Source organism: Wolbachia endosymbiont (group B) of Ablattaria laevigata (assembly GCF_964277395.1).
Classification (GTDB): Bacteria; Pseudomonadota; Alphaproteobacteria; order Rickettsiales; family Anaplasmataceae; genus Wolbachia.
The window spans coordinates 1,192,177-1,217,483 of the sequence record NZ_OZ195519.1; the positions used below are offsets into that span (position 1 = coordinate 1,192,177).

Here is a 25,307-nt window from a genome sequence, read left to right on the forward strand (position 1 = left end):
AAACAGTGCAGATAGAAAGTACCGAAGCTACGAGCAAGTAAGAAAGTTACATGTTATGTTAAGTGTGAATAGTAAAAAAGCTATAGCTGCAAGATACAGTAATGGCGTCTACTCTGACCACTTGCGATTTGCTTGAAGAAGTTAATTTTCAGCACAAAATAAAAGCATTATATGCAGATAGGGCATACGATAGGCAAAAACTTTATAAATTGTGTAAGAAATACGATATAAAGACAAAAGTTCTACCAAAAAAGGATGCAGCAGAACATTCAAAAATAGATTATATGTCTGACAGAAATGCTGCTATTAGGTTAATAAAATTATATGGACAAGATGGTGTAAAAGAGTGGAAAAAGGAAGTACATTATGGGAAAAGATCTTATATAGAAGGATTTTTCTCAAGGTTGAAGCAAGTATTTGTTTAGGAATAAATCTGAAGTAAATCGTGAAAAAGAATTACTAATTAAGTGCTATTTGCTCAACAAATTCACTGGTATTGGTATGGCTAAATTTGAAATCATTACATAAATTTGTCGTAAACCATCACTGCTTAAGGTGCTATGCAACAAAGCCATCCCAGACTGGGATGACAGAAGAAGAGTATTTTAGGTAACAGCTGTTTACTCCAAAGTAATGTTGCAAAAGGTCTAACATATAAATTATAAGACTAATATAGAATATACCTTGCTAAAAAAAAAAAAAAGTATAACCTTTTATAAGGTATGCAGGCAAAAATTCTGTAACTTGGTCAGGTCAGAAATGAAGCAACCATATCAGAATCTTTTTGGGTTGCATACCTATTTGTACTATTTGTTTTATTCTAGGCTATGAACATAGCATTAAAATATCGTCCTAGTAGCTTTAAAGATTTAGTAGGTCAAGATATATTGGTGCGTATACTAGAAAATGCTTTTACTCTCAACAAAATTCCACAATCTATACTGCTTTCTGGTAGCAGTGGAATTGGTAAAACCACCACTGCAAGAATAATAGCTTTATGTTTGAATTGCTCATTGGGGCCAACTTTTGAACCTTGTGGATCATGTACAAGTTGTCTGGCAATAAAAAATTCAAGCCATCCAGATGTAGTTGAAATCGATGCGGCAAGTCACACTAGTGTTGAGGATGTTAGAGCGATCTTGGGAGATATTTGCTATTTACCAATAAGTTCTAAATTTAAGGTTTACATTATAGATGAAGTACACATGTTATCCAGTAATGCATTTAATGCATTACTTAAAACTCTAGAAGAACCACCATCTAGCGTGAAGTTTATTCTAGCAACTACAGAAATAAAAAAGATACCAATAACTGTTATTGCACGTTGTCAAAGGTTTGACTTACATAACATTCCTTCAGCTAAGATAATGGAGCGTTTAAATGATATTGCACAAAAAGAAAATTATTTTATTGAAAAAGAAGCATCGGAATTAATTGCTCACCACTGTAGCAATTCAATGCGTAACGCTTTATTTTTGATGAATCAAGCAGTGCTATATAGCAAAGATGGTACAATATCCACTCAAAGTGTTACAGACATACTTGGTCTAGTAGATAGAAACGTTATATTTGATCTACTGGAAGCAGTATTAGACAGTGATTTACAGAAGGCTTTGTTAGTATTCGATAATGTGGTAAAAACAGCAAATCCGCTCAATATTTTTGAAGATCTGCTGCAAACAATCCAGTTAATATGCCGTTTTTTAATTACAAAAGAGATTGATACAGAATATGAGAAGAGCAGAGTAAAAGATTTGAGTGCGAAAAAGTCTTTAATATTTTTTTCGAGATTGTGGAAGGTGCTGCTTAAGGGTATTCAAGATATAAAAATTTCAACATGCAATGAGGTTGCTGCTGAAATGATGTTAATTAGCCTTTGTTATCTTTCTGATTTGCCTTCTCCGGAACAGGTGATCAAAAAAATTCTTTCACAGAATGTAGAGCAAGGAAATAGACAGGGCAGACCTGTTGCACCTTCCCCATCTGTCATCCAAGTAGCTGACTACTCGGATCCAAAAAAATATGTGGAAAAACCCCACTCTGTCATCCCAGTGCGCGACACTGGGATCCATGTGAAAAATAAACAACAAAATTACGATTTTGATAAGATTTTGCAACTATTAAGGCGGAGTAACCAAATTTATCTTTACAAACAACTGTGTAGTAATCTAAAATTAATAGATTGTAAATTTGGGTATTTAAAATTAAAAGCTGTATCTAACTTGAACAGTAATTTTTGTAATGACTTGAAAAGTTACTTAAATCAAGCTACTAATCAGGAGTGGGTTATTATAGTTGATACGAGTTATATGAATAGGGAAGTGAGTAATTTAAATTATGCACCTGTAGTTAAGGATATATTAAATACGTTTAAAGGTGCAAAGGTAGTTAATATAGAAAATAAGGAATAGGTTGTGGATTTCAGTCAAATAATGAAGCAAGCGCAAGAAATGCAAAAAAAGCTTGCGGAAGCTCAAGAAAAATATATTGGAAAAGAGTTTCAAGGTATTTCTGGTGGTGGCAAAGTTTCTGTATTAGTGGAAGTTATAAAAATAGGTGGCTATAAAGCTAAAAAGGTAAACATAGACTTAGAGCTTATGAGAAATGAAGAAAAAGACATAGTAGAAGATTTAGTGACAGCAGCGTTTAATGATGCCATTAAAAAAGCAGAAGAAGATATGGCAAATGCAACCTCTGATCTTGCAGGTATGATGGGGTTACCACCTGGATTTAAACTTCCTTTTTAAATTTACTACTGAAGTTTGACTTAATGCAGTAACTAAGTGTTTTCCTTTTATACTAGTACTTCCATGAAGTACATTCATATTACTGCATGAATATGCAGCAATTCACAATGATGAATGCAGATCAGAAGATAAAAAGACATTAGTGAAATAGGTGTCAGAAGATCAAGAGTAAAAAAAGTAGAGTAACTCTATTTATTAATTAATAAAATCTTTGTATTTTCCTAAAAGTTAGTTAAGATACAGAAGGTTTTGTGTTATTAAGTTAGCACTTGACTTAACTTTAGTTATTATTTAGACTGCTAAAGTGGAATTTTAATTTTTTTAACGAGGGCAATTATGCATTATAAAAAGTTTTTTTCGGCAGCTGCTTTAGTGACGTTGCTAAGCCTATCAAACTCTGCTTTTTCATCAGACCCTATTGGTCCAATAAGTGATGAAGAAACTAGCTACTATGTTCGTTTGCAATATAATGGTGAAGTTTTACCTTTTAAAACAAAGATTGATGGTGTTACATATAAATCAGGTAAGGACAACAATAGTCCCTTAAAAGCATCTTTTCTAGCTGGAGGTGGTGCATTTGGTTATAAAATGGATGATATTAGGGTTGATGTTGAAGGACTTTACTCACAATTGAGTAAAGATGCAGATGTAGTAGATACTCCTCCAGCAGTTGTAGAAAGTTTAACAGCATTTTCAGGACTAGTTAATGTTTATTACGATATAGCAATTGAAGATATGCCTATCACTCCATATGTTGGTGTTGGTGTTGGTGCAGCGTATGTAAGCAATCCTTTAGTAACAGAGGTTACTGGTGATAAAAAATCTGGATTTGGTTTTGCTTATCAAGCAAAAGCTGGTGTTAGTTATGATGTAACCCCAGAAATCAAGCTTTATGCTGGTGCTCGTTATTTTGGTTCTTATGGTGCTAATTTTGGTAAGACAGCTAAAGATGATGGCGGAATCAAAGTTCTTTACAGCACTGTTGGTGCAGAAGCTGGAGTAGCGTTTAATTTCTAATCTATCTTTGTCTTATTATCCCAGTGGGTTTTTCTTGTCATTCAAGTAGCATGACACTGGGATCTAGAAAAAAGAAATGTGAATTCCAGTGTTTGAGCACTGGAATAACACATTATTTATTTAATGTAGTTTTTATAGTTACACGCTAGCAATTTTAATGATACATTTAGGTAGCTGTTGTTAAGATCTCAATAGATGTAAAATTGTGCTTTTTTAATTAAAGCTTGAATTTTTCACTGAAAATCAATATATTATATGTATAGAGTTTTAATTTAAGTTATTATGTTGACCCCAGTAGCAAATTTATGTGTTAATAGTAGCACTAATCTCATGCAATATATTGCTGAAGTGCGAAAATTTCCTATGCTTTCCCAAGAAGAGGAAGTGCGATTAGCAAAAAATTGGCAAGAATACCAGGATATTTCTTCTGCTCACAGGTTAATTACTAGCCATTTGAATTTGGTAGTAAAAATTGCAATGAAATTTAAGAATTACGGTCTATTGTTGATGGACCTGGTCATGGAAGGAAATATGGGTTTAATGCATGCAGTGAAAAAGTTCAATCCTGACTTGGGATTTCGTTTTTCAACTTATGCAGTATGGTGGATTGAAGCTTCAATGAAAGACTTTATATTAAAATCTTGGTCACTTGTAAAAATAGGTACAACGCAAGCACAAAGGAGATTGTTTTTTAGTTTACGTAAAATAAAAAAAAGAATTTTACAATACACAAACAGAGAAACTTTGAGTAAAGAAGAAATAAAAGCAATATCAAATGAGCTTTCTGTATCTGAAGAAGATGTTGTACAGATGAGCTATCGTCTGGCTTGTAAGGATCAGTCGTTAAATAATTGTATAAAAATAGGTGATGACTCTAAAAAGGAGTTACAAGATATGATTCCGTGTAATTTAGTTAGTCAAGAAGTAGCTTACCAGAATCATGAAGAAAAGGCATTAAAAGAAACAATTTTAAGCAATGCGCTGGCAAGTCTTAATGAAAGATCAAGAGACATTTTCATTAGCAGATATTTATCTGAGAATACTCAGACTTTGGATGAGCTTAGCAAAAAATATTGTGTTTCAAGAGAAAGAATAAGACAGCTGGCTGAGCAAGCGATGAGTAAGGTAAAACAACATATAAAATCAGAGAGTTTGAAATTCGGTTTACATGCGTAGTCTTTTCGTATTTCTAATATTTCTTTCAATAGACACTCTTGCATCGGTTAGTAATGTACAACTGAGCGAAAAATATAAAGACTGGTTTGTGTATACTGCATTGGAAGATGGTGAAAAAGTGTGTTATATTGTATCTCATCCTAAGAAAAAAAGTGAACATTATACAGCCGATCGCAAGCCGTATGTAATGGTCAGTTACGTTGATAAAAAAGCAGATGAGGTGAGCGTCACTTCTGGCTTTCAGTATAATAATGAGCCTGTAGTTCTCAATATCGATAAAAAAATTAAATATCAATTGCCAATAATACAGGGAAGTCTTGCGTGGACAGATGATACAAAAATGGACCAAGATTTGATTCTAAAAATGAAGCAGGGATTATCAATGGTAGTTAATGGAAAAGTAAAAACAGCAAATGTTGATGATACTTATTCCTTGCTTGGCTTTCAAAAAGCGTACCAAAAAATGCATGACTTATGCCATACAAAGTAAATTATTGATCACTAAAGTATAAGATAGGCTGTTTTGTCTCTCAGACAAAAATATGGATATCACTTTACATAGAATATGAATATCATTTAAAATATATTTTTGAGAATTAATATGTCAAAAATTGTAGATATAGGAATCAAAGAACAAAGTTCTGTGTGTGAACAAATGCGTTTTAGTATAAGTCGTGCAAGTCTTTTAAATACGCTATCCAGAGTGAGCGGGGTGGTTGAAAGGCGCAACGCGATAGACGTTTTAGCGTGTATAAATATCAAAGCACAACATGGCAGCATAAAACTAAAGGCTACTGATCTTGACATTTCAATATTTGCCTCACTTACTGCAAATGTATCAGCAGAAGGAGAAGTGAAAATCTCAGCACATACTTTACATGACATAGTGAAAAAATTGCCAACTAATTTGGATGTCAATTTCGAAATGAATAATCAAGGAAAATTATTGATATCCTGTGGAAATGCAAATTTTTCTTTACCGAACGTAGTTTCAAATAACTTCCCTGTTCTTGAAGAAGGTGATCATCAATACGATTTCACTCTACTAAGTGCAGATTTGGTAGACTTATTGACTAAAACGAAGTTTGCTGTGTCGCTGGATGATACAAGGTATAATTTAAACGGGATATATCTGCATACAGATGAGCAATTTCTGTACTGCGTTGCAACTGATGGCCACCGTTTATCATGTATAAAAAGGCCTAAACCTGAAGATATCAACGGAGAATTTGGGGTGATCATTCCACGTAAAACTATCATGGAACTGTTGAAAGTATTGGGTGATTGTAATGAGATAAATATAAAACTTTCAGATAGAAAAATCAAATTTACATGTGGTGAGTATATTCTAATATCAAAATTGATAGATGGGACTTTTCCAGATTACAAAGCTGTCATTCCAACGTCTCAAGATAAACAAATGATTGTTGAGAGTAGCAAACTTGCTAGTGTTATAGACCGAGTTTCCGTTGTTGTGTCCGATAAAATAAAATCAATTAAATTTTCATTGCAAGAGAATTTATTAACTCTGCATTCAAACTCTCAAGAGTGCAGTGATGCGACTGAGTCTATAGAGGTAGATTACGATGGAGCTCTTATGGAAGTAGGATTTAATTCTCGTTATTTGCTTGATGCTTTATCTTGTATAAAAAACAAATGTAAGGTCAGCCTATCAGATGGTAATAGCGCTACAATTATCACTGATGAAGATGATCCAAGTGCACTATATATAGTAATGCCAATGAGGACTTAAGCTAGTAATCTATCTTTACTAAGTATAAGCCGTGAGGCGGCGCAGTGACCCCAGCGGCGTTTCTTTTGCATTGACTTAATATATTTAGCATTTCTTGTGGATTAGTTTTGTTTTTTCCAAATTCAACTAAAGTACCAACAATAATCCTCACCTGGTTATGTAAAAAGGAAATCGCAGATATTTTGATGTATATGTGACTTCCGTTTTGTACTATATCAATATCATCGATTGTTCTGACCGGATTTGTAGCTTGACAATCTTTTGAGCGAAAGCTTGAAAGATTATGTTTTCCAAGCAGGTGTCTAGCAGCTTCACGCATGATGTTTACGTCAAGTGGGTTAAATACTTGCCACACATAACCGATTTCTAGAGCTGCAGGAGCGTAGCGATTAATTATTCTATATTCATAATATCTTTTTTTTGCTGAAAATCGTGCATGAAATGCATCATCTACAGCTTCTGCACTAAGCACAACTATAGGAATCGCTTTTAAGTGATAGTTTATTCCATTTCTTATTCTGTAAAGCTCAAATTGCCTTTCCATATTGAAATGAGCAACTTGCCCTAAAGCATGAACCCCTGTGTCAGTTCTGCCACCACAATGCAAAGAGACTCTCTCGCCACTGAAATTAAATATAGCGTTTTCTATGGTTTCCTGAATTGAGTTAGCAGAGTGTTGTTGCTTTTGCCAGCCAGAGAAACCACTACCATTGTATTCTATCGTTATTTTGTATCGCACTACAAAGTCTATCTATCTAATTTTAGGTAACTAACGTTCTTCGTTATTAAAAAACCCTTGGCAGATTGGTTGCGTTCAATTACCATGGAGACTATACAAGTTAATAAATGATCCATGGCACATAATCCAGAAGAAAGAAATAATGATAAGCAAAAAGCACTAGATAATGCAATAAGTCAAATTGAAAAAGCATTCGGTAAAGGTGCAATAATGAAGCTAAAGCAAAACCCTGTAGAAAAAATAGACACGATATCTACAGGGTCGATTGCACTTGATTCAGCTCTGGGTGTTGGGGGATTGCCAAAAGGACGTATAATTGAGATATTTGGCCCTGAGAGTTCTGGTAAAACTACCCTTGCTTTGCATGTAATTGCTGAAGCACAGAAAAAAGGAGGTTTATGTGCATTTATCGATGCGGAACACGCACTGGATGTTATATATGCTCGTAAACTTGGAGTGAAAACTGATGATTTGGTAATTTCACAACCAGACACTGGAGAGCAGGCGTTGCATATTGTTGAGTATTTAGTGTGTTCTAGTGCAGTTGATGTAATAGTTATTGATTCTGTTGCAGCACTAACTCCAAGAGCTGAAATTGAAGGGGATATGGGCGATCAGCACATGGGATTGCAAGCAAGGCTTCTAAGCCATGGACTCAGGAAACTAACTTCTGTAGTTTCAAAAGCAAACTGTATATTGATATTTATCAACCAAATTCGTATGAAAATAGGAGTAGTATATGGAAATCCTGAAACTACCACTGGTGGAAATGCGTTAAAATTCTATACTTCTATAAGACTTGATATAAGAAAAGTTGGTGCGATAAAGGATAAAGAGAATATTACGGGTAATGAAACGAGAGTTAAAGTTGTAAAAAATAAAGTCGCTCCTCCATTTAGAGAGGCAAAATTTGATATAATGTATAATGAAGGCATATCAAAACTTGGGGAAATGATAGATATAGGAGCAAAACTTGGTGTCCTTGAAAAGGCAGGCGCTTATTATTCATATAACAATACGCGTCTTGGCCAAGGAAGAGAAAATGTAAAAAGTTACCTCAAGGCAAACAAAGAAATTGCAAATGAAATAGAAACAAAAATCAGAGATTTATTTAAAAATCACGATAATTCTATTGCAATAGAAGAGGAACGCGAACAACTTCTAGAAGAATCAGTATTCTAATCTAAATTAGTTTGTATTGGGCAGTATTCGTTTGCTATACTAAAGTTTCACTCTCAACCGAGTTGATGAAAGCTGCGTTATCTCCTTGCAGCATTAGGTGTATATTTTTTGCTATTTTTTCCACTAAGAGGATAACGTTATCAAAATTTTCAAATTTTGATAACACATAGTCTGCTAAGCTTTTCTGACCTTCAGGCCTGCCTACTCCAAATCTTAAACGCCAATAATCATTACCAATAAAGCTATCTATAGACTTAAGTCCATTGTGTCCAGCAGAACTACCACCTTTTTTTACTTTTATTCTTCCAAATTTCAAGTCAGCATCATCATGTATGACAACAATATTGTCTAGCGATAATTTGTAAAAATTTTTTATTTTTGCAACAGGAATACCTGAATTATTCATAAACGAATAAGGCTTTATTAGCATAACTTTATTATTGTTAATTATGCCAGAGGTTATCAAGTAATCGGCTTTCTTAGAAAATGACTGAAAATTCCAATATTTGTGAATTGCGTCAATAACGATAAAACCAATATTATGATGAGTTAACTCATATTGACTACCAGGATTACCAAGCCCAGCTATTAAATGCACTACTCCTCTGTTTTTGTTTGAGTCTCTTCAACATCACTATCGGCAGCAGAGATTGTTACAATGGTGAAATTTTCTTCCTCATGAGCTACAAATTTAACACCTTCTGGCAATTTTACATCATTGATATGTATAGACTGACCAATCATTTTGCCAGACAAATCAATTTCTATGACTTGAGGTATTTTCTCAGGAGAGCATTTGACAGTAATAGAACGACACAGAACATTAAGCACTCCACCTAATTTGATTCCTGGTGATTTACTTTCATTGATGAATGATAAAGGTATATCTATTTTAATTTCACTACCTTTATCAACAAACTGAAAATCAACATGTTGCACAGTATCCTTTACTACATGCCATTGAATATCACGAACAAGAGCATATTCTTTTTTCCCTGAAATATCTAGTTCTATTAAATGTGCAGAAAGAGCACCTGATTTATATTGTTTAGTAAATTCCTTTGCAGACAATGTCAAATTTACGTTATCATGCCCTTTACCATATATAACTGCAGGTATACTTCCCTTCTCCCTCAGAGCCTGCATCGCTTTCTTTTTTTTTACATCACGTAACTCTGCATTAATTGTTACCATTTCTTGCTGTGCCATCGATTACTCCTATTCAGCTAATCCTTTTTATATAATTTAATAATATAACATAAAAATATTTATTTCAAACTTCATTCTTTCACACTAATTCTTTGTGGAAAAATTTATTTAGATATATACTTAAGATTACGTAGTAAGAGCTATGAGTATTAACGATCAAGTAGTTTTTAAGATTTATAAGCCAACAAAAACTGCAACACAATCTGGCTTAGGTAATACAAAATTCTGGTACCTAAAAATTGAGCCTTGTTCTTACTATATTGAACCTTTGATGGGATGGGTTGGCTCAAAAGATCCCCAAAAACAGATTGTATTAAAGTTTGATTCTCTTGAAAAAGCAGTATCTTACGCAAAGAAACACAACACAAAGTACACAATTGAAATGCCAAAAGATGTTAAAAGACTGCCAAAATCTTATGCAAATAATTTCGTATCAAAGTAAGTTTTATCGTAGTGTGTTTATCTAAAAACCTAAACCTAATCGTTACTATGATTTTGCTAACACACTAAGGTCATTTAGATAGTCGAACCTGGCTAGCTAGTATCAAAGAGTTATTTTTTAGGTATTTCTCCGTAAGACTGCAAGTTTTTTTGGATTACTCAAATAACTTCATTCTGCTTGAAGAACTTTTATGTTGCTTTGCACTAAATTAATTTCACGTTTTATTTGTGTTAGCTATTTATTTAGTGAGTGGACATGTAATTTTACCTTAAATAACCCTATAATAAAAACATAGTTATTGAAATAATACAGAAGGTTCTCATGACAACCTCTGTATAGCTCTTAATTTTGCTGAACGCGCACGCGGATTTGCATTTATTTCTTCCGCACTTGCTTTAATCACTTTTTTGTTTAAAAGGGAGAATGTCTTTGTAGGTCCTGGTTCACACAAATCTTTAAAAAGGGTTTTAACTATACGATCTTCTAGAGAATGAAAGGTAACTACAATTAATTTGCCGTTTTCACTTAAAATCTCAGATGCAGCTTTAATACCCTTTTCAAGCTCTCCTAGCTCATCATTTACCCATATTCTGATTGCCTGAAATGTCCTAGTTGCAGGGTCAATCTTGCTTTTTCCACGAAACACTACAGAACGTACAATATCCGCAAGTTCAAATGTAGTTTTGATAATTTTCTTCTTCCGCGCATTTACTATCGCTCTTGCGATTTTACGAGAATGACGCTCACCCCCATAATTATATATAGTGTTTGCAATCTCTTCTTCACGTAAAGCGTTAACAAATGTCGAAGCATTCATATGAGAATAGTTATCCATGCTCATGTTAAGTGGGCCATCACGTAGAAATGAGAATCCTCTATCTCCATTATCAAGCTGCATAGATGAAACTCCAACGTCGAAAACTATTCCATTGATACCTTTAATATTATTACTATCTAATAAATTTTTAATATTACTAAATTTCTCAATAAATAGATTTATTCTATCAGGGTATTTAACGTTCAGATCATCATAAAATTTGGTAACTGTTTCATCCCTATCAATTGCATACACTTTGCAATCAGCGGATTCCAATATTGCTTTGCTATATCCTCCAGCTCCAAACGTGGCATCCACATATATACCACCACTGTGTGGTGACAATTGCAGTAGCATCTCTTTTAACAAAACTGGAATATGTGTCATATTAAGAGACTTTGTGCACTTAAATTAAAATAACTTTCTCGCCAAAAAATATATGGAAATATATAGGTATAGTATAAGAATATTTAAATATAATCAACGATATAAAAATTTAATAAGATAATATTATTAATATAACATTTACATAATTCACGTTTGAAAAAGTAAGTAATATTACTATAATATCAAACAAATTACGGAAGATTTCGTGCAACAAATAACAAAAGTAATACTATCAAGTTTAATTTGTAACACTTTGTTGTGGTATGATCACATGCTTTTCAGCCATCTAATAAGCATAATCGGAGATGTGTTTTTTCCATCAGACGACAAATTAGTCAGCATACTTAAAGCTTTTGGAGTATTTGCAGTGGGTTTCTTAATAAGACCAATTGGTGCTGCTATATTTGGCCACATTGGCGATAAATATGGAAGAAGGATTGCTCTATTTCTCTCTATCATATTGATGACTCTATCAACCGTACTTATTGCATTTGTTCCAGGGTATCAGAACATTGGGGTACTCGCATCAGTACTGGTGGTATGTTTAAGATTATTGCAGGGTATATCTCTTGGAGGAGAGGCAGGAAATGCCCCATTTTTAATAGAGCATGCTCCTAAAAATAAAAGAGGATTCTTTGGCAGTATTGAAGTATTGAGCGCAATTCTTGGCTCAATATTAAGTCTTATAGTGGTGCTTATATGCAAAAAAGTATCCGATTTTGAATCTTGGGGATGGAGATTGCCTTTTATTTTCAGTTTTGTAATAGGATTAATCAGTATATATATGAGATATATACTCGATGAAAGCCCAGAATATAAAAAGCAGGAAAAGCCACATGAATTACCGTTAAAAGAACTGTTAAATGGCTATAAAAAACCTTTTCTAATATCAATTGGAGTTGACATAGTTGAGAATGCATCTCTTTACATATATTTAGTGTTTTTTAATCTACTTGCATCAACAATAAACACTCACTTTAATCACGCAGTAGAAATATTGAATCAGGTTGCACTTGGAGGATTGACTATACTATTTGCAATACTTTCTGATAAGGTAGGGAGAGAAAGAGTCATGAAATTTGCATTTGTGACTTTTATAGTAGTAAGTTATCCAGTTTTTTCAATGATACTAAGTGGTAATAATTTGCTCACCATAATGGCGCACGTTCTTTTTATAATCCCAATAGCTGCTTCTCTTGGTCCTGTTAGCGCGTTTATGTGCGAATTATTCCCAATAAAGGTACGATACAGTGGATTTGGTTTATCAAGAAATATAGCTTCGGGATTTTTTGGTGGTCTTGCACCATTTATATGCACAACTATTATCAAAGTTACAGGACAAGGAACTTTAGCAAGTTTTTACATGATTTTCTGTGCACTAATTGGGTTAGTTGCTATATCACAAGTTAAGAGTTAGGTTTTTTCAAAAACCAAGTGTTTAAAAAATCTAATCATAAGGTGGAAAATGCCAATTTTTAGGTGATAGTGTAAATATTTCAACTCCATCTTTTGTGACTCCAAGCGTATGCTCAAACTGTGCAGAAAGTGAAAGATCACGTGTTGTCACTGTCCAGCCATCTAGCTTGCTGAGAAGAGTTTCATGTTTTCCAGCATTGATCATTGGTTCTACCGTAAAAAACATGCCTTCTTTTAAGATAAGATCCTCACCTTCATCATAAAAATGTACAACATTTGGTGGAGCATGAAAAACCTTTCCTATGCCATGTCCACAATAATTGCGTACGATAGAATATCCAAAATCTTCAATATATTTTTCTATAGCAAATCCTATTTCATTTAACTTATTGCCGGGCTTAACTTGTTTTATCGCTTCCATTAGCGCATTGTAGGCAGCATTACACAAACGCTTTGCTTTTATTGAGGGTTTACCGGTCCAAAACATGCGACTTGTATCACCATACCAGCCATTTAAAATCACTGTAACGTCAATATTTAAAATATCTCCATCTTTAAGAGGTTTATCATCAGGAATACCATGACATACAACAGCATTTTTCGAAGTACAAATTGATTTCGGATATCCCTTATAATTCAGTGGTGCTGGAATTGCACCTGCATTGATTATAAAATCATGACATAGATCATTTAATTCATTAGTTGTTACGCCTACTTTGACGTATGGTGCAATAAAATCAAGAGTTTCAGCTGCAAGCCTGCCAGCTTTACGCATAAAGTCAAAATCTTCTTGTGAATGTATAGTTATGTTCATATCTTCCATTTCTTATTATAATTCACATCTTGCATAGTAGATAATGTCATTCCACTGCTTGACACATAATTGTACGAATATTGAATGCAAAAGTACAAAAAATAGTGTCATCAGAATGCCTTTTTTTCCTGTCATCCCAGTGTCAGCTACTCTGATGACACCAAAGGGGCACTTGGATAGAGGCTACTTGAATAACACCATCATAAGGTGAACCAGTGTCAAGCACTGGAATGACAAGGAAAGGGCTACTTGGATGACAAGAAAAAGGACGCTGATATGACACCAAAGAGGCTGACACCACCATAAAGTAAATTCCACTAACACTATAGGAGACTAACATGAACTTTTTAAAATTTATCGAACTATGCTTTCAAACGGTGATGCCGGGATGTGAGTATAACAATTATCAGTATATAAAAATTATAGCAGACAGGCTTGAAGCAGCAAGCACTGGTGAAGTGAAGCGAATAATATTCAATATGCCTCCGCGCTCGATGAAGTCTATGTGCGTGAGTGTTGCATGGCCCGCATGGATACTTGGTAATCAGCCAACCGCAAGAATAATAGTTGCAAGCTATTCTCAGCGGCTTAGCGAAAAGCATTCGCTTGACACCAGGTGCGTGATGCAGTCTAGTTGGTATAGAGTGCTATTTCCAGAGGTAGAACTATGCAAAGACCAGAACACTAAATATAAATTTCAAACAGTGCAGAGAGGATGTAGGATTGCAACATCTGTTGGTGGAACACTGACTGGTGAAGGTGGAGATTTTATCGTCGTGGATGATCCACTGAGTTCCTCTCAAGCTTTGAGCGAGACGTTTAGAAAACGTGCCACAAACTGGTTCGATCAGACTCTAATAACCAGGCTCAATGATAGGAAAAAAGGAGTTATCGTTGTTGTAATGCACAGACTACATCAAGAGGATTTGACTGCGCATCTTCTCTCCAAACCAAGAAATATATGGCATCATATTTGTTTGCCAATGATCTCTGAAAATAAGGAAATTATCTATTCAATCAAAAGATCAATTCTCCCTTCTCCTGTTCCTATTATTCAAGTAACTACAAATGAGTGCAAAAGCTCAACAGGCGCTACATCTTCAAGGATTTTATACTTAAAAAAGGAAGGTCAGCTGCTATATCCCCTAGATGTAGGAGAAATTGAAATGATAAAGGCTGAACTTGGGAGTTACGCTTTTGCTGCTCAATATCAACAAAATCCTCTGCCACTTTCAAGTGGTATAATTAAGCAAGAATGGTTGAAACGCTATAGAAATTTTCCTGACAATCTCTCACATATAACTCAGAGCTGGGACACTGCTGTTTCAACAAACGATTCTAGCGGCTTTAGTGTCTGCACCACCTGGACAAAGGTGAATAATAAGTTTTATTTACTCGATGTATACCGTGCGAAGCTTGAGTATCCAAAACTTAAAGAACAAGTTCTATCACTAGCTGCAAGGTGGAAGCCACACGCAATTTTAATCGAAGCAAAAACAAGCTGTCAACAATTGATTCAAGAGCTCAAGGCAATACCTATTATCGGGATAGTGCCACACAGTGGCAAACTTGCTCGATTCCACCAGATTGTTCCGATAATAGAATCTGGCAAGGTTTTTCTGCCACACCAAGCAGTATGGCTCAGCGATTTTGAGTATGAAATTTTAATGTTTCCAGAAACCCGCCACGACGATCAAATCGACAGCACCGTGCAATATCTGCAGTGGATGAGAGATAGTAGCTTCAGGGTTGCAGCTATACGAACATTGTGATTCAATTTGCTACCCACAATTTCGATTATAAGCTCATTTAAAATAAATATTGATTTCTTATTTTAATTATTTTAAAATTAAAATAAATTATTTAAGATTGGGGTAAAAATTATGACAATAAATTATCAGCAGTGGCGGGAAATATTAAGGACGGTTAATAGTGATAATAAATTAGATAAAAGGAACGTAATTGAAAAAGTAAAAGAAGAGCTAAAGGCAAGCAATGAAGAGGTATTTAAACAGTGGGAAGAGAGTAATTTTTATGTAAATTATAAATTTGAAGTTGGAGATAATGAATTCACATTATTACATTTAACTGCTAAGTTAGGCTATACGAGCTTGACAAAGGCTTTAATAGTAACAAAAGGGATAGATGTTAATATAAAAGATAAAAATAAAAAGACACCTTTACATTTAGCTGCTGAAAATGGTTATAAAGAGGTAGTAGATGCTCTGTTGGAAAAAGATGAAATCAGGATTAATGAACAAGAAGATAAGGAGGGATGGACACCTTTACATTTAGCTCTTATGAATGGCCATGCAGACGTGGTAGAATCTCTCGTAAGAAACGGTGCGAATGTTAATATAAAAGATAACTATGGAGTGACACCTTCATCTTTGGCTATTCAAAGAGATTATGTATTTACTCCGCCAAAAAAACGTGAAGGCTCCTATGTTAATGTGAAAAATCATGCTAGAACTGCTTCTAGGAATTTAACTAAAGAGGAAAAACAACGCACATCAGCAATTGCGAAAGGTTTTTTTGCCGGTAGTGCAACTGCATTATCAGGTGTTTTAATAGCGAAAGCACTTTCTGCAACTGGAATAGTTACAGTTGAGTCAAAACCCTCTACACCAATAGCAGTGGCTAAAACTGCAGCTATAGCGCTAGTAGTTGGCAGTGCTGTATATGCATTGTCAAAACCTGATACTCAAGTTGATAAATCAGTCTTAACAAATGGACAGCAAGAAGCTGCTCGCTGATAGGTTTGCCTAGCGCGTATTCGACCTACCAGTGTCAAACACTGATCATAGGGAATGACATTAAAGGGACACTGGAATAACGTAGGAGAGAGCGCTGACAACTTTCGTTTAGGCAAGATTATACCTTGAAAAAATTAAGCTTTAGTGCTATTAAATAGTTGTAAATTTTGTCTCTTTGGTAGCTTTATGAATGTTGAAAGTAAGAAAATACATGATACTAAAATAAAATTACCAATATTTCTCGATTATCAATCTACTACTAAAGTAGATCCTCGTGTTTTGGAGGTGATGATACCTTATTTTGGTGAGTTTAGTAATGCACACTCTCGTAGTCATTCATTTGGTTGGACAGCTGAGGAAGCAGTAGAAAAAGCAAGGAAGCACATTGCTGATTTAGTGAATGCAGACAGCAAAGAAATCGTCTTTACCTCGGGTGCAACCGAATCAAATAACATGGCTATCAAAGGTGTTGCTCATTTTTATAAGAATAAGGGAAATCATATAATAACTGTCTGCACAGAGCATAAGTGCGTTTTAGATTCTTGTCGACATCTGGAAAATGAAGGCTTTAAAGTTACATATTTGTCCGTTAAGCAAAACGGAATTATAGATTTGTTGAAACTTGAGGAGGCAATCACTGATAAAACAATTCTGATTTCAGTGATGATGGCAAATAATGAAATCGGAGTAATGCAACCTGTCAAAGAAATTGGTGCAATATGTAGAAAGCATAATATATTTTTTCATACAGACGCTGCCCAAAGCTTTGGAAAAGTTCCAATAGACGTAAATGAAATGAACATTGATCTTATGAGCCTTTCTAGCCATAAAATTTATGGACCTATGGGAATAGGTGCATTATATGTCCGTAGAAAAAATCCTCGTGTTAGATTGACGCCACTAATTAGTGGTGGTGGACAGGAGAGAGGCATGCGCTCTGGAACAGTTCCCACTCCCCTTGCAGTTGGTTTTGGTGAAGCGGCACGTATTGCTAAAGAAGAAATGGGAGCAGAAGCAAGTAAATTAGAAGAACTGAGAGATATTTTGTACAACAAAATAAAAGAAGCATTTCCTGATGTTGTTTTAAATGGTGACTATGAAAATAGGATTCCTGGTAACCTCAACTTAAGTTTTCCTTATGTTGAGGGTGAGTCTCTTATCATGGCAATCAAGGATTTAGCAGTAAGCTCTGGTTCTGCATGCACATCTGCATCCCTTGAGCCTTCTTATGTCATAAGATCACTAAACAATGGCCACGATCTTGAGCATTCATCAATTAGATTTGGCCTTGGCCGATTTACAACTAAAGATGAAGTTCTATATGCAGCAGATCTTGTTACTAAAAATGTTGGACGGCTAAGAGAAATGAGCCCACTTTTGGAAATGGTACAAGAGGGAATAGATTTAAGCACCGTAAAATGGGATTCTCATTGAAGAATAAGACGTTAACCATTAGCAGAGTGATGGTTGTCTAAGCTCTTTCTATGGGTGAAATCGGAAACTTAGCTTTAAGTCCTTTATAGATGCCACGGAACTAAGTAGCAATCCTATACATATTAAGCTCGCAGCAGTTGTGCTTCCGCCATAGGATAGAAATGGAAGTGGGTCACCTATTATAGGTAAAAGGCCTATTGTCATTCCAATGTTTATAAAGAAATGAGCACCAAAAAAGGCGAAAACCCCGATAGATATTAACTTAGAAAAATAATTTTTTGACCTGTAAGCGATAGAGAATATTATAGCGAGGAATGTGGTATAGAGTAAAATCAAAGTCATGCTGCCTAAGAACCCCCATTCCTCACTAAGTACCGCAAAAGCAAAATCTGTGCGTTTCTCTGGCAAAAATCCAAGTTGAGTTTGACTCCCATTAACAAATCCCTTACCAAACAAACCTCCTGAACCAATAGCTATTTGAGATTGCTGTGCATTATAACCTATTCCAAGTGGATCTACTAATGAATCCAAAAATGATAATATCCTTTGCTTGTGATAAGGGCGCAAAAAAGGCCAAATAGCTGGTATTGCGAAAATGCCAAGAGTTCCAAAAATTATTAAATGAGATCTTTCCATTATTGCTGTGAATATAATTGATGCTCCTATAAACAATATTATTACAGCTGTTCCTAAATTAGGTTGCTTCAATACAAGGAATACAGGTAAGAAAATAATTATAAGTGGCTTAAATAAGCTTTGAAATTTCATCATTTTATACACACTTTGTTTATTAAAATAACAAGCAAGTGCAAGTATTAAGCCCACTTTTACAAATTCTGATGGTTGTAAACTAATTGACCCAATTCTTATCCATCTTGTTGCACCCATTATATGCGAGCCAAAAAAATTTACTGCTAACAGCGCAATTACTGCTACTATGTAAAAAAAATAAGCGTGCTTCAAATAAAAATCTAGCTCTATAAATGACATAGCTATAGCAAGCAAAAAGAAGAAAGAGAATATGACCAATTGGTGAATTGCAAATGGAGCCCACTTTCCTCCAGCAGAAGAATATTGCACAACAATGCCAACGCAAAACAGAGCTATTACGTTAATGACTAATAATAAGTGAATCTTCTTCAGCTTATCCACAGCAAAAACTTTACAGACTTTGAGATACAATAAAACATAAGAAAATCAAAAAGCAAATTTATTAATTACCAACCGAATTGGACTACTATATATCCCAGTTATTACCGTTAAAATTGCCATAAATAATAGACAAAAGAGCATAAGCAATGGTACCTCATTAAGTGTCATTCCAGCGTTTGATGCTGTACTGTTTTCAAAATATATTTTCTCAACCATTCTCCACATATATATTAGTGCAAGAAAAGAGCCAGCAGCAAAAACTGCAAGGGAAATCCATGCATGAGATTCGATAATTGCTTTCATCATATACCACTTACTTACAAAGCCATTTGTCAAAGGTACACCGATTAATGCGAAACTAAGTAGAGTAAATGCAAGTGTTGTATAGGGCATTGACTTTTTTAGTCCTGATAAATTTTCTATTTTTGTCATACCAAACTTATAAGAAATACACCCTGCAGTCATGAATAAAGACGTTTTTATCATGCTATGATTTACTATGTGAAGAACTGCTGAAAACAAACCTGCTTTTGAATTTAAACCCAGCATTAAAATTATATAGCCAATCTGACTGATACTGGAGTGAGCAAACAGTCTTTTTATATCTTTTTCGATCATTGCAGATATTGATCCAAATACAACAGCACAAAGCGCAAGGATGATCATCACGGTGCTTAGTGGTAAGAAAAATTTTTGCTGAAAAACAGTGTAAAAGATTCTGATAAAAACATATATCATCACTTTGGTTACTGTACCTGAAAAAAATATGCTAATGAAGCTAGGTGCTTCACTATATGCGTTAACCAGCCATCTGCTGAGTGGAAACAGTGCCATTTTGATTGAGAGACCAACAAAAATGAATAATGTACCAAGTCTTATGATGTTATTATCGTATAATGGTACTATTCTTTCAGCCATGTCAGACATATTGAGTGTTCCTGTCATAGAGTACAAAAGCCCAATGCCAAACAAGTAAAATGTTGCTCCCACAGTACCGCTAATTAGATATTCAAATGCTGCAACTAAAGCTTTCTTATCCCTTCCCATTGAAACTAAAACATAAGAAGAAAGAGATGAAATTTCTAAAAAGACATAAAGGTTGAATATATCGTTTGTTACTAAAATTCCGAGTAATCCACTTAGGCACAGTAGAAATAGAGAGTAAAAACCAGAGATTTTGTTTTTGCTAATCTCTTTTTCATTAATATGAAAGCTATAAAGCACACTAATCAGCGCTATAAAATTCACCAAAGTTAGAATCAAGGAGTTCAATATGTCAATTCTCAACTCTATTCCGTATGGAGGAGCCCAATCTCCAAGATAATAAGTTATAATTTCACCATTGTATGTTTTCACTAGCAACATTAATGAAATAAAGAAAGTAGCTGCCGTTGTAAAAAAAGAGATAAACCAGGACACCCTATGTTTCCTGGTAAGAAAGCAGAACATCGATGCAATTATTGGTATAATAACTTGTAGAATTGGTAATTGCATTAAACTGTTGTTAATACATCGTTAAAGTATTAGTATATATAATACTTTTTGTTTTAACACCTTTATGTTGTCTAAAATTTATAATGCAGTAACGAGCCTATTGCGGAGAGAAGGTGAACTTATAGGAAGGGACGAAAACGGAAATTCTTACTATGAATCAAGTAAAGGAAAAAGATGGGTAATATATGACAATGTTTCTGAGCCTACAACAATTCCTCCAGCATGGCATATATGGCTGCATTATACTGATAATGCAGTACCAGTGAATAATAACAAAAGAAAAATTCCTAATTTAACAGGTACAAAAGATGCATACTACCCAAACCAAAAGGTGAAAAATTACTATGAAAGCTGGAATCCTAATAACTAAAGATGCGAAGGTCAAATATACTTGAAATAACTGCTGGTTCATTTGTATTAATTTTTACTGTTTTTCTTATCTTCTTCGCTATTGATCAATTATCTTACATAAAGAAAAACTATAAGGATTGTTATAAAATACATGGCCTTTTTACTGATGCTAACGGTGTAGGAGTTGGTGATAGTGTCAAGATCTCTGGTGTGGAAGTCGGAAGCATAACTGGTGTATCACTCGACAAAGCTACCTACATAGCACGAATCGACATGTGTATAAGTAGGGATATAAAACTCCCAGTTGATAGCTCAGCCCTAATCACTAGCAGTGGAGTTGTTGGTAGTAAATTTGTTAATATATCACCTGGCGCAGATCCCAAATTAATTTCACACGGTGGTAAGATAGCACACACTCAAGCTGAAGCAAATATGGGCGGAATAATGGACAAAATTATTGGCATGTTTACAAAGTGAGAATAAGAACACATAAGCCAACTTGGCCTATGTACAATTAAGGGATTTTTCTATCAATAGCTTGAAGTTGTTCAGCGTTTGAATTATCAAGATTTCTGCTAGGTTTTACATTCCTAATAATCTCAACAAATGCTTGTACTTTCAGTATAGGAGTGTTTTTTCTTACGTACTTAGGGAAGTGTTAAATAAACTGTGTCAAACCGAGAAGTAAAAATAAAATAGAAACAAAAAATGGAGGTTTGACAATCAGTCAAGCAAACAGAACTACCGGTTTGGTAGACTATAAAGAATTAGAAACAAATATCTTATCGTCTATACGAGAAGGAAGACCATTGACGGAAAGAGATGGTGCATTAACACCGTTTGTAAAAAGGCTACTGGAAGCGATTCTGGAAGGTGAAATAAAAAATCATTTGTCGGCTAAAAGCGAAGAAAATAATCGAAGAAATTGAAGAAATTCAAAGACTTTACGGACAAGTGCAGGTTCATTTGAGTTATTGACACCAAGAGATAGGGAAGGAAGCTTTGAGCCACAAGTAGTCAGAAAAAGGCAAACAACCGAACTTGAAGCAAAGGTTTTAAGTACATATGCCAGTGGCATGGTATATAGAGATATAGAGTCGCATGTAGAAGAGATATAAAATATCTGTAGCGGAGATATCAAGTATTACTGATAAATTATTGCCTGTAATAAATGAGTGGCGTAGTCGTCCACTGCAATCAGTGTATCCAATAGTGTTTATGGTTTTTTAAGGTCAAAGAAGACGGGCATTGCGTAAGTAAATATATGTAGAATATATTAGCAGAATGAAAGGAAAGAAGTTTTAGGCTTTTATATAGCAGAAAGTGAGGGAGCTAACTTTTGGCTAGGGATGTTAAATGACTTAAAAGAGAAAGGAGTAGAAGATATCCTGATTGTATGTGTAGATGGGCTAAAAAGCTTTCCTAAAGCAATAAACAGTGTATTTCCTAAAGCAGAAATACAACTATGTATTGTACATCAGATAAGAAATTCACTGAAATATGCATCGAGCAAAGATGTGAAAATTTTCATGAATGATTTGAAAAAAATATACCGTGCTGCAAGTAGAGAAATTGCCGAAAATTATTTGCTTGAGCTAGAGGAAAAATGGGGAGAAAAATATCCGTTGGTTTTGGCAGAATAATTGGGAAAATTTGTCTAGTTATTTAAAATATTCTGGCCCTGTAAGAAAGTTAATTTATACCACAAATCCTATTGAGGGACTACATAGACAGATCAGAAAATTTACTAAAACTAAGGGCTCATTTACTAGCACAAATGCCTTGTATGAACAGGTATATTGTGCTATAAAAAAGGTAAGAGAAAAATGGGCTATGCCTATACATGATTGGGCTTTAACTATCTCTCAACTTGATATCTTTTTTTCTTGTAGGTTAAAAATTGAGTTGAATTAAAAATGCGGTTTGAAACAGTTTATTTAACACTCCCTTTTTGAAAGTTACAGATCGCTAAAAATATTTAAACAACTAATTTTTATAACTTTGTACCAATAAAACTATTCCCACCTTAATTATCAAACAGTAACGTATAGAACTACAAACTTTTGTATATTAAGAAATTGTTTAAATTGTATACCTGGCTACTATGTCCCCTACTTCCAAGATAAAGTACCTTTCACTAAAAAATATTGAATTTAATTTTTGTAATCACTTAAGTCTAGTATTATTTTGTTAATGTATCGTTCATTTGCATCCTTGATGATAAATTTTATACCATTTTTATATCTTATAACTTCATCTACAGAAGGTACCTTACCAGCAATTGAAAGAACCAAACCACTAAGTGTGGCATAATGCTCTTCAGATTCACACAACTCTATTTTTAGATTTTCCTCTATATCCTTTATAAGGGCCCTTGCCGATATTTCAAACTTATTTTGAGATAATTCAGTAATGGTGTGTTCTGAATTTACCTCATTCTCGTTATCAATATTTGGTATCAATTCTTCTATAAGATCATTTATCGAAATTAAACCATCAGTTCCGCCATATTCATCCAGTACAATAGCTAAATATGACTTGGAAGATTTCATTTTAACAAAAAGATTTGTTGCTTTCATTGAGGCTGGGACAAATATTACATTTTTTATAATATTCCTCAGATTAAAATCTTTATTCTTATTGAAAATGATATCTTTTACGTAAAAAAAGCCTATTATGTTGTCAAAGTTATTCATATAAGTTGGTATCTTAGCATGGTAAGTGTTTTTCACCTTCTTTATTACCTCATCCTTGCTCGATTCAATGTCTACTGCACATATCTCCTTACGTGGAGTCATTATATCCATGATACTACAATCACGGAATTTTAATAGACTATTAAGTATGTCAAGACCTGACAGATCACCCATTAATGACTCAGTCGCACATTTTTTTAACACAGAAGTTTTGTTGAAGAGAAAGAGAAAAATTCTGTATGCTATTTTTTCTACTAAAGTTCTTTTCTTATTCAATTTATTCCCTTTAATGGTGAAAATATCTTTAGATAAGGTCTATCAAGAAAACTGTTATTAAATGTTTAATAAGCATGTGAATAATGTCAAATTAATTTGTGAATTATTTGTTGACATAAAATACTAACAATTGATCAACAATTTTTTCAATGACATATACATAATTATATAACAATCCATGATAGTAAAGCTTTTTTCCATAAAAGAAAATTACTAACATTCTAGACATCTTACTTATACACATAAATCATAAAGGAAAATCAATAGCATAGAGAAGTTATTAACATATTTATCCACAAGCTAAGTAATACTAATTTTTACTGAATTTTAAGTTAATAACAATTTATTGATAGAACTACTACTACTGTTATACTTTAGTTTAAATAAAAAGTAGATAAAGTAGATTGAAAAGAAGTAAAGCAAAAATAGCAAGAATCATCAGCCAGAACGAGTCAGATGAAAAAGTTCCTATTTGGTTAATGCGTCAGGCTGGTAGGTCTCTTCCTGAGTATCGGAAGGCAGTGGAAAACATGAATAATTTCATGGAGATATGTTATAGCACAGATTTGGTAACAGAGTTAACGTTACAACCAATAAGAAGGTTCAACATGGATGCAGCGATAATTTTTTCTGATATTTTGATAATAGCTGACATTTTAGGCTGTAATGTAAATTTTATTCGAGGTGTGGGTCCAATAATAAGACCTATAGAAAGTGCTAAAGACTTGAAGAGTCTACAAGGAATTGAATCTAACACATTACCAATCCTAAATGCTATAAAAGAAGTAAGAAGCCAGTTGCCAGAAGAAAAATCGCTTATAGGCTTTGCTGGAGGGCCGTGGACGGTAGGTTCATACATCATAGAGGGCGGTGGTAGTAAAACTTTTTCCAAGGTGCTAAATTTCTGTCCATTGGCACTAGAGGAAATAATAAACAAAATAACGAAAGCGACAATTATTTATCTGATCAAACAGATAGAGTTTGGAGCAGATGTTATTCAGTTATTTGACAGCAATGCTGGTGTATTGAAGGAAAAACTGTTTGAAAGATACATCATCAAGCCAACAAAGGAAATTGTTTCGGCAATAAAGAGTAGATTTCCCAATTTTCCAATAATAGGTTTTCCGCGCTCTGCTGAAAATCTTTATACAGATTACTGCGAACAAACAGGCGTATCTGCAGTAAGTATAGATTATAATGTTCCAATAGAATGGGCGAAAGAAAATCTAAAAATTCCTCTGCAAGGGAACCTTAATCCTAGTCTTTTGGCCTACAATAAGTCAGAAGCAATTGAAGAAGCAAAGCGTATAATAGATTGTTTTAGAGGGTTACCTTTTATATTTAATCTTGGACATGGAGTGCTTCCTGATACTCCGGTTGAAAATATTGCTGCATTAGTGGACCTAGTAAGAAACTACTAAAACTCTTGTATGAAAAGCCTTTATGAGG

24 protein-coding genes, 1 other RNA gene and 1 pseudogene are annotated in these 25,307 nt (G+C 34.2%); 18 read left to right on the top strand and 8 right to left on the bottom strand.

Annotated elements, in window-relative coordinates:
- Positions 1-101: 101 nt before the first annotated feature.
- The 8 genes from ACICP1_RS05545 to dnaN all read left to right on the top strand — a co-directional run bounded on the left by ACICP1_RS05545 (position 102) and on the right by dnaN (position 6,693).
- Positions 102-425, top strand: coding sequence for a transposase (locus ACICP1_RS05545; protein WP_264376059.1), 324 nt, complete (start codon positions 102-104; stop codon positions 423-425).
- 287 nt (positions 426-712) lie between these two features.
- An RNA gene (gene ffs, locus ACICP1_RS05550) (signal recognition particle sRNA small type) lies at positions 713-811 on the top strand.
- 16 nt (positions 812-827) lie between these two features.
- On the top strand, positions 828-2,411 hold the full coding sequence (gene dnaX, locus ACICP1_RS05555) for a DNA polymerase III subunit gamma/tau (protein WP_395461257.1): 1,584 nt from the start codon (positions 828-830) through the stop codon (positions 2,409-2,411).
- Positions 2,412-2,432: 21 nt separating this feature from the next.
- Positions 2,433-2,747: a YbaB/EbfC family nucleoid-associated protein gene (locus ACICP1_RS05560; RefSeq protein WP_006013488.1), complete on the top strand. Its 315-nt coding sequence runs from the start codon at positions 2,433-2,435 to the stop codon at positions 2,745-2,747.
- A gap of 336 nt (positions 2,748-3,083) precedes the next feature.
- A complete protein-coding gene (locus tag ACICP1_RS05565) occupies positions 3,084-3,764 on the top strand; it encodes a P44/Msp2 family outer membrane protein (protein WP_395461258.1) in 681 nt (226 codons plus the stop codon).
- Positions 3,765-4,046: 282 nt separating this feature from the next.
- The gene (locus ACICP1_RS05570; RefSeq protein ID WP_012481951.1) at positions 4,047-4,940 is read left to right on the top strand and encodes an RNA polymerase factor sigma-32; all 894 of its coding nucleotides are present in this window, start codon (positions 4,047-4,049) and stop codon (positions 4,938-4,940) included.
- Entirely contained in the window at positions 4,933-5,430 is a 498-nt protein-coding gene (locus ACICP1_RS05575) for an invasion associated locus B family protein (protein ID WP_019078627.1), read from the top strand. Before ACICP1_RS05570 ends, ACICP1_RS05575 begins: the two co-directional genes overlap by 8 nt.
- A gap of 111 nt (positions 5,431-5,541) precedes the next feature.
- Entirely contained in the window at positions 5,542-6,693 is a 1,152-nt protein-coding gene (gene dnaN / locus ACICP1_RS05580) for a DNA polymerase III subunit beta (RefSeq protein ID WP_395461259.1), read from the top strand.
- Position 6,694: 1 nt separating this feature from the next.
- Here dnaN and truA read toward each other — a convergent pair whose 3' ends face one another.
- Complete coding sequence (truA, locus tag ACICP1_RS05585) at positions 6,695-7,432, bottom strand: tRNA pseudouridine(38-40) synthase TruA (protein WP_265041790.1); 738 nt, start codon at positions 7,430-7,432, stop codon at positions 6,695-6,697.
- A 114-nt stretch (positions 7,433-7,546) separates the two neighbouring features.
- Here truA and recA point away from each other — a divergent pair, with 114 nt between their 5' ends.
- A complete protein-coding gene (gene recA / locus ACICP1_RS05590) occupies positions 7,547-8,614 on the top strand; it encodes a recombinase RecA (protein ID WP_395461260.1) in 1,068 nt (355 codons plus the stop codon).
- 34 nt (positions 8,615-8,648) lie between these two features.
- Here recA and pth read toward each other — a convergent pair whose 3' ends face one another.
- A complete protein-coding gene (pth, locus tag ACICP1_RS05595; protein WP_395461261.1) occupies positions 8,649-9,212 on the bottom strand; it encodes an aminoacyl-tRNA hydrolase in 564 nt (187 codons plus the stop codon).
- Positions 9,212-9,823, bottom strand: coding sequence for a 50S ribosomal protein L25/general stress protein Ctc (locus ACICP1_RS05600; protein WP_007302321.1), 612 nt, complete (start codon positions 9,821-9,823; stop codon positions 9,212-9,214). Before ACICP1_RS05600 ends, pth begins: the two co-directional genes overlap by 1 nt.
- A gap of 142 nt (positions 9,824-9,965) precedes the next feature.
- Here ACICP1_RS05600 and ACICP1_RS05605 point away from each other — a divergent pair, with 142 nt between their 5' ends.
- Positions 9,966-10,265 carry an ETC complex I subunit gene (locus ACICP1_RS05605; protein ID WP_353278761.1) on the top strand — a complete coding sequence of 100 codons (300 nt, stop codon included), beginning with the start codon at positions 9,966-9,968 and terminating at the stop codon, positions 10,263-10,265.
- Positions 10,266-10,584: 319 nt separating this feature from the next.
- Here the strand turns inward: ACICP1_RS05605 and rsmH are convergent, their stop codons facing one another.
- Positions 10,585-11,469, bottom strand: coding sequence for a 16S rRNA (cytosine(1402)-N(4))-methyltransferase RsmH (gene rsmH, locus ACICP1_RS05610; protein ID WP_264375062.1), 885 nt, complete (start codon positions 11,467-11,469; stop codon positions 10,585-10,587).
- Positions 11,470-11,674: 205 nt separating this feature from the next.
- On the opposite strand from rsmH, the gene ACICP1_RS05615 reads away from it, so the two are divergent.
- Positions 11,675-12,886, top strand: coding sequence for an MFS transporter (locus ACICP1_RS05615; protein ID WP_012481950.1), 1,212 nt, complete (start codon positions 11,675-11,677; stop codon positions 12,884-12,886).
- A gap of 30 nt (positions 12,887-12,916) precedes the next feature.
- Here the strand turns inward: ACICP1_RS05615 and map are convergent, their stop codons facing one another.
- On the bottom strand, positions 12,917-13,699 hold the full coding sequence (gene map / locus ACICP1_RS05620; protein WP_010403864.1) for a type I methionyl aminopeptidase: 783 nt from the start codon (positions 13,697-13,699) through the stop codon (positions 12,917-12,919).
- Between the two features lie 338 nt (positions 13,700-14,037).
- On the opposite strand from map, the gene terL reads away from it, so the two are divergent.
- From terL to ACICP1_RS05635, 3 genes are all read left to right on the top strand, one after another.
- Positions 14,038-15,471 (top strand): phage terminase large subunit, encoded by a 1,434-nt coding sequence (gene terL, locus ACICP1_RS05625; RefSeq protein WP_395461262.1) that lies wholly within the window; start codon positions 14,038-14,040, stop codon positions 15,469-15,471.
- Positions 15,472-15,582: 111 nt separating this feature from the next.
- Positions 15,583-16,455: an ankyrin repeat domain-containing protein gene (locus ACICP1_RS05630; RefSeq protein ID WP_264376669.1), complete on the top strand. Its 873-nt coding sequence runs from the start codon at positions 15,583-15,585 to the stop codon at positions 16,453-16,455.
- A gap of 186 nt (positions 16,456-16,641) precedes the next feature.
- Entirely contained in the window at positions 16,642-17,889 is a 1,248-nt protein-coding gene (locus ACICP1_RS05635; RefSeq protein ID WP_264376668.1) for an IscS subfamily cysteine desulfurase, read from the top strand.
- A gap of 48 nt (positions 17,890-17,937) precedes the next feature.
- On the opposite strand, the gene rodA is transcribed toward ACICP1_RS05635, so the two are convergent.
- Positions 17,938-19,041, bottom strand: coding sequence for a rod shape-determining protein RodA (rodA, locus tag ACICP1_RS05640; protein ID WP_395461263.1), 1,104 nt, complete (start codon positions 19,039-19,041; stop codon positions 17,938-17,940).
- A 45-nt stretch (positions 19,042-19,086) separates the two neighbouring features.
- The gene (locus ACICP1_RS05645; RefSeq protein ID WP_265041844.1) at positions 19,087-20,535 is read right to left on the bottom strand and encodes a proton-conducting transporter membrane subunit; all 1,449 of its coding nucleotides are present in this window, start codon (positions 20,533-20,535) and stop codon (positions 19,087-19,089) included.
- A 64-nt stretch (positions 20,536-20,599) separates the two neighbouring features.
- On the opposite strand from ACICP1_RS05645, the gene ACICP1_RS05650 reads away from it, so the two are divergent.
- The 3 genes and pseudogenes from ACICP1_RS05650 (at position 20,600) to ACICP1_RS05660 (ending at position 22,800) form a co-directional block, all read left to right on the top strand.
- The gene (locus ACICP1_RS05650; protein WP_010404196.1) at positions 20,600-20,905 is read left to right on the top strand and encodes an NADH-ubiquinone oxidoreductase subunit NDUFA12 family protein; all 306 of its coding nucleotides are present in this window, start codon (positions 20,600-20,602) and stop codon (positions 20,903-20,905) included.
- 2 nt (positions 20,906-20,907) lie between these two features.
- The gene (gene mlaD, locus ACICP1_RS05655) at positions 20,908-21,363 is read left to right on the top strand and encodes an outer membrane lipid asymmetry maintenance protein MlaD (RefSeq protein WP_395461264.1); all 456 of its coding nucleotides are present in this window, start codon (positions 20,908-20,910) and stop codon (positions 21,361-21,363) included.
- A gap of 245 nt (positions 21,364-21,608) precedes the next feature.
- Positions 21,609-22,800 (top strand): annotated as a pseudogene (locus ACICP1_RS05660) (IS256 family transposase).
- A 239-nt stretch (positions 22,801-23,039) separates the two neighbouring features.
- Here the strand turns inward: ACICP1_RS05660 and ACICP1_RS05665 are convergent.
- Positions 23,040-23,858 carry a transporter associated domain-containing protein gene (locus ACICP1_RS05665; RefSeq protein ID WP_010403535.1) on the bottom strand — a complete coding sequence of 273 codons (819 nt, stop codon included), beginning with the start codon at positions 23,856-23,858 and terminating at the stop codon, positions 23,040-23,042.
- A gap of 404 nt (positions 23,859-24,262) precedes the next feature.
- On the opposite strand from ACICP1_RS05665, the gene hemE reads away from it, so the two are divergent.
- The gene (gene hemE / locus ACICP1_RS05670) at positions 24,263-25,279 is read left to right on the top strand and encodes a uroporphyrinogen decarboxylase (protein WP_264375167.1); all 1,017 of its coding nucleotides are present in this window, start codon (positions 24,263-24,265) and stop codon (positions 25,277-25,279) included.
- Positions 25,280-25,307 lie beyond the last annotated feature (28 nt).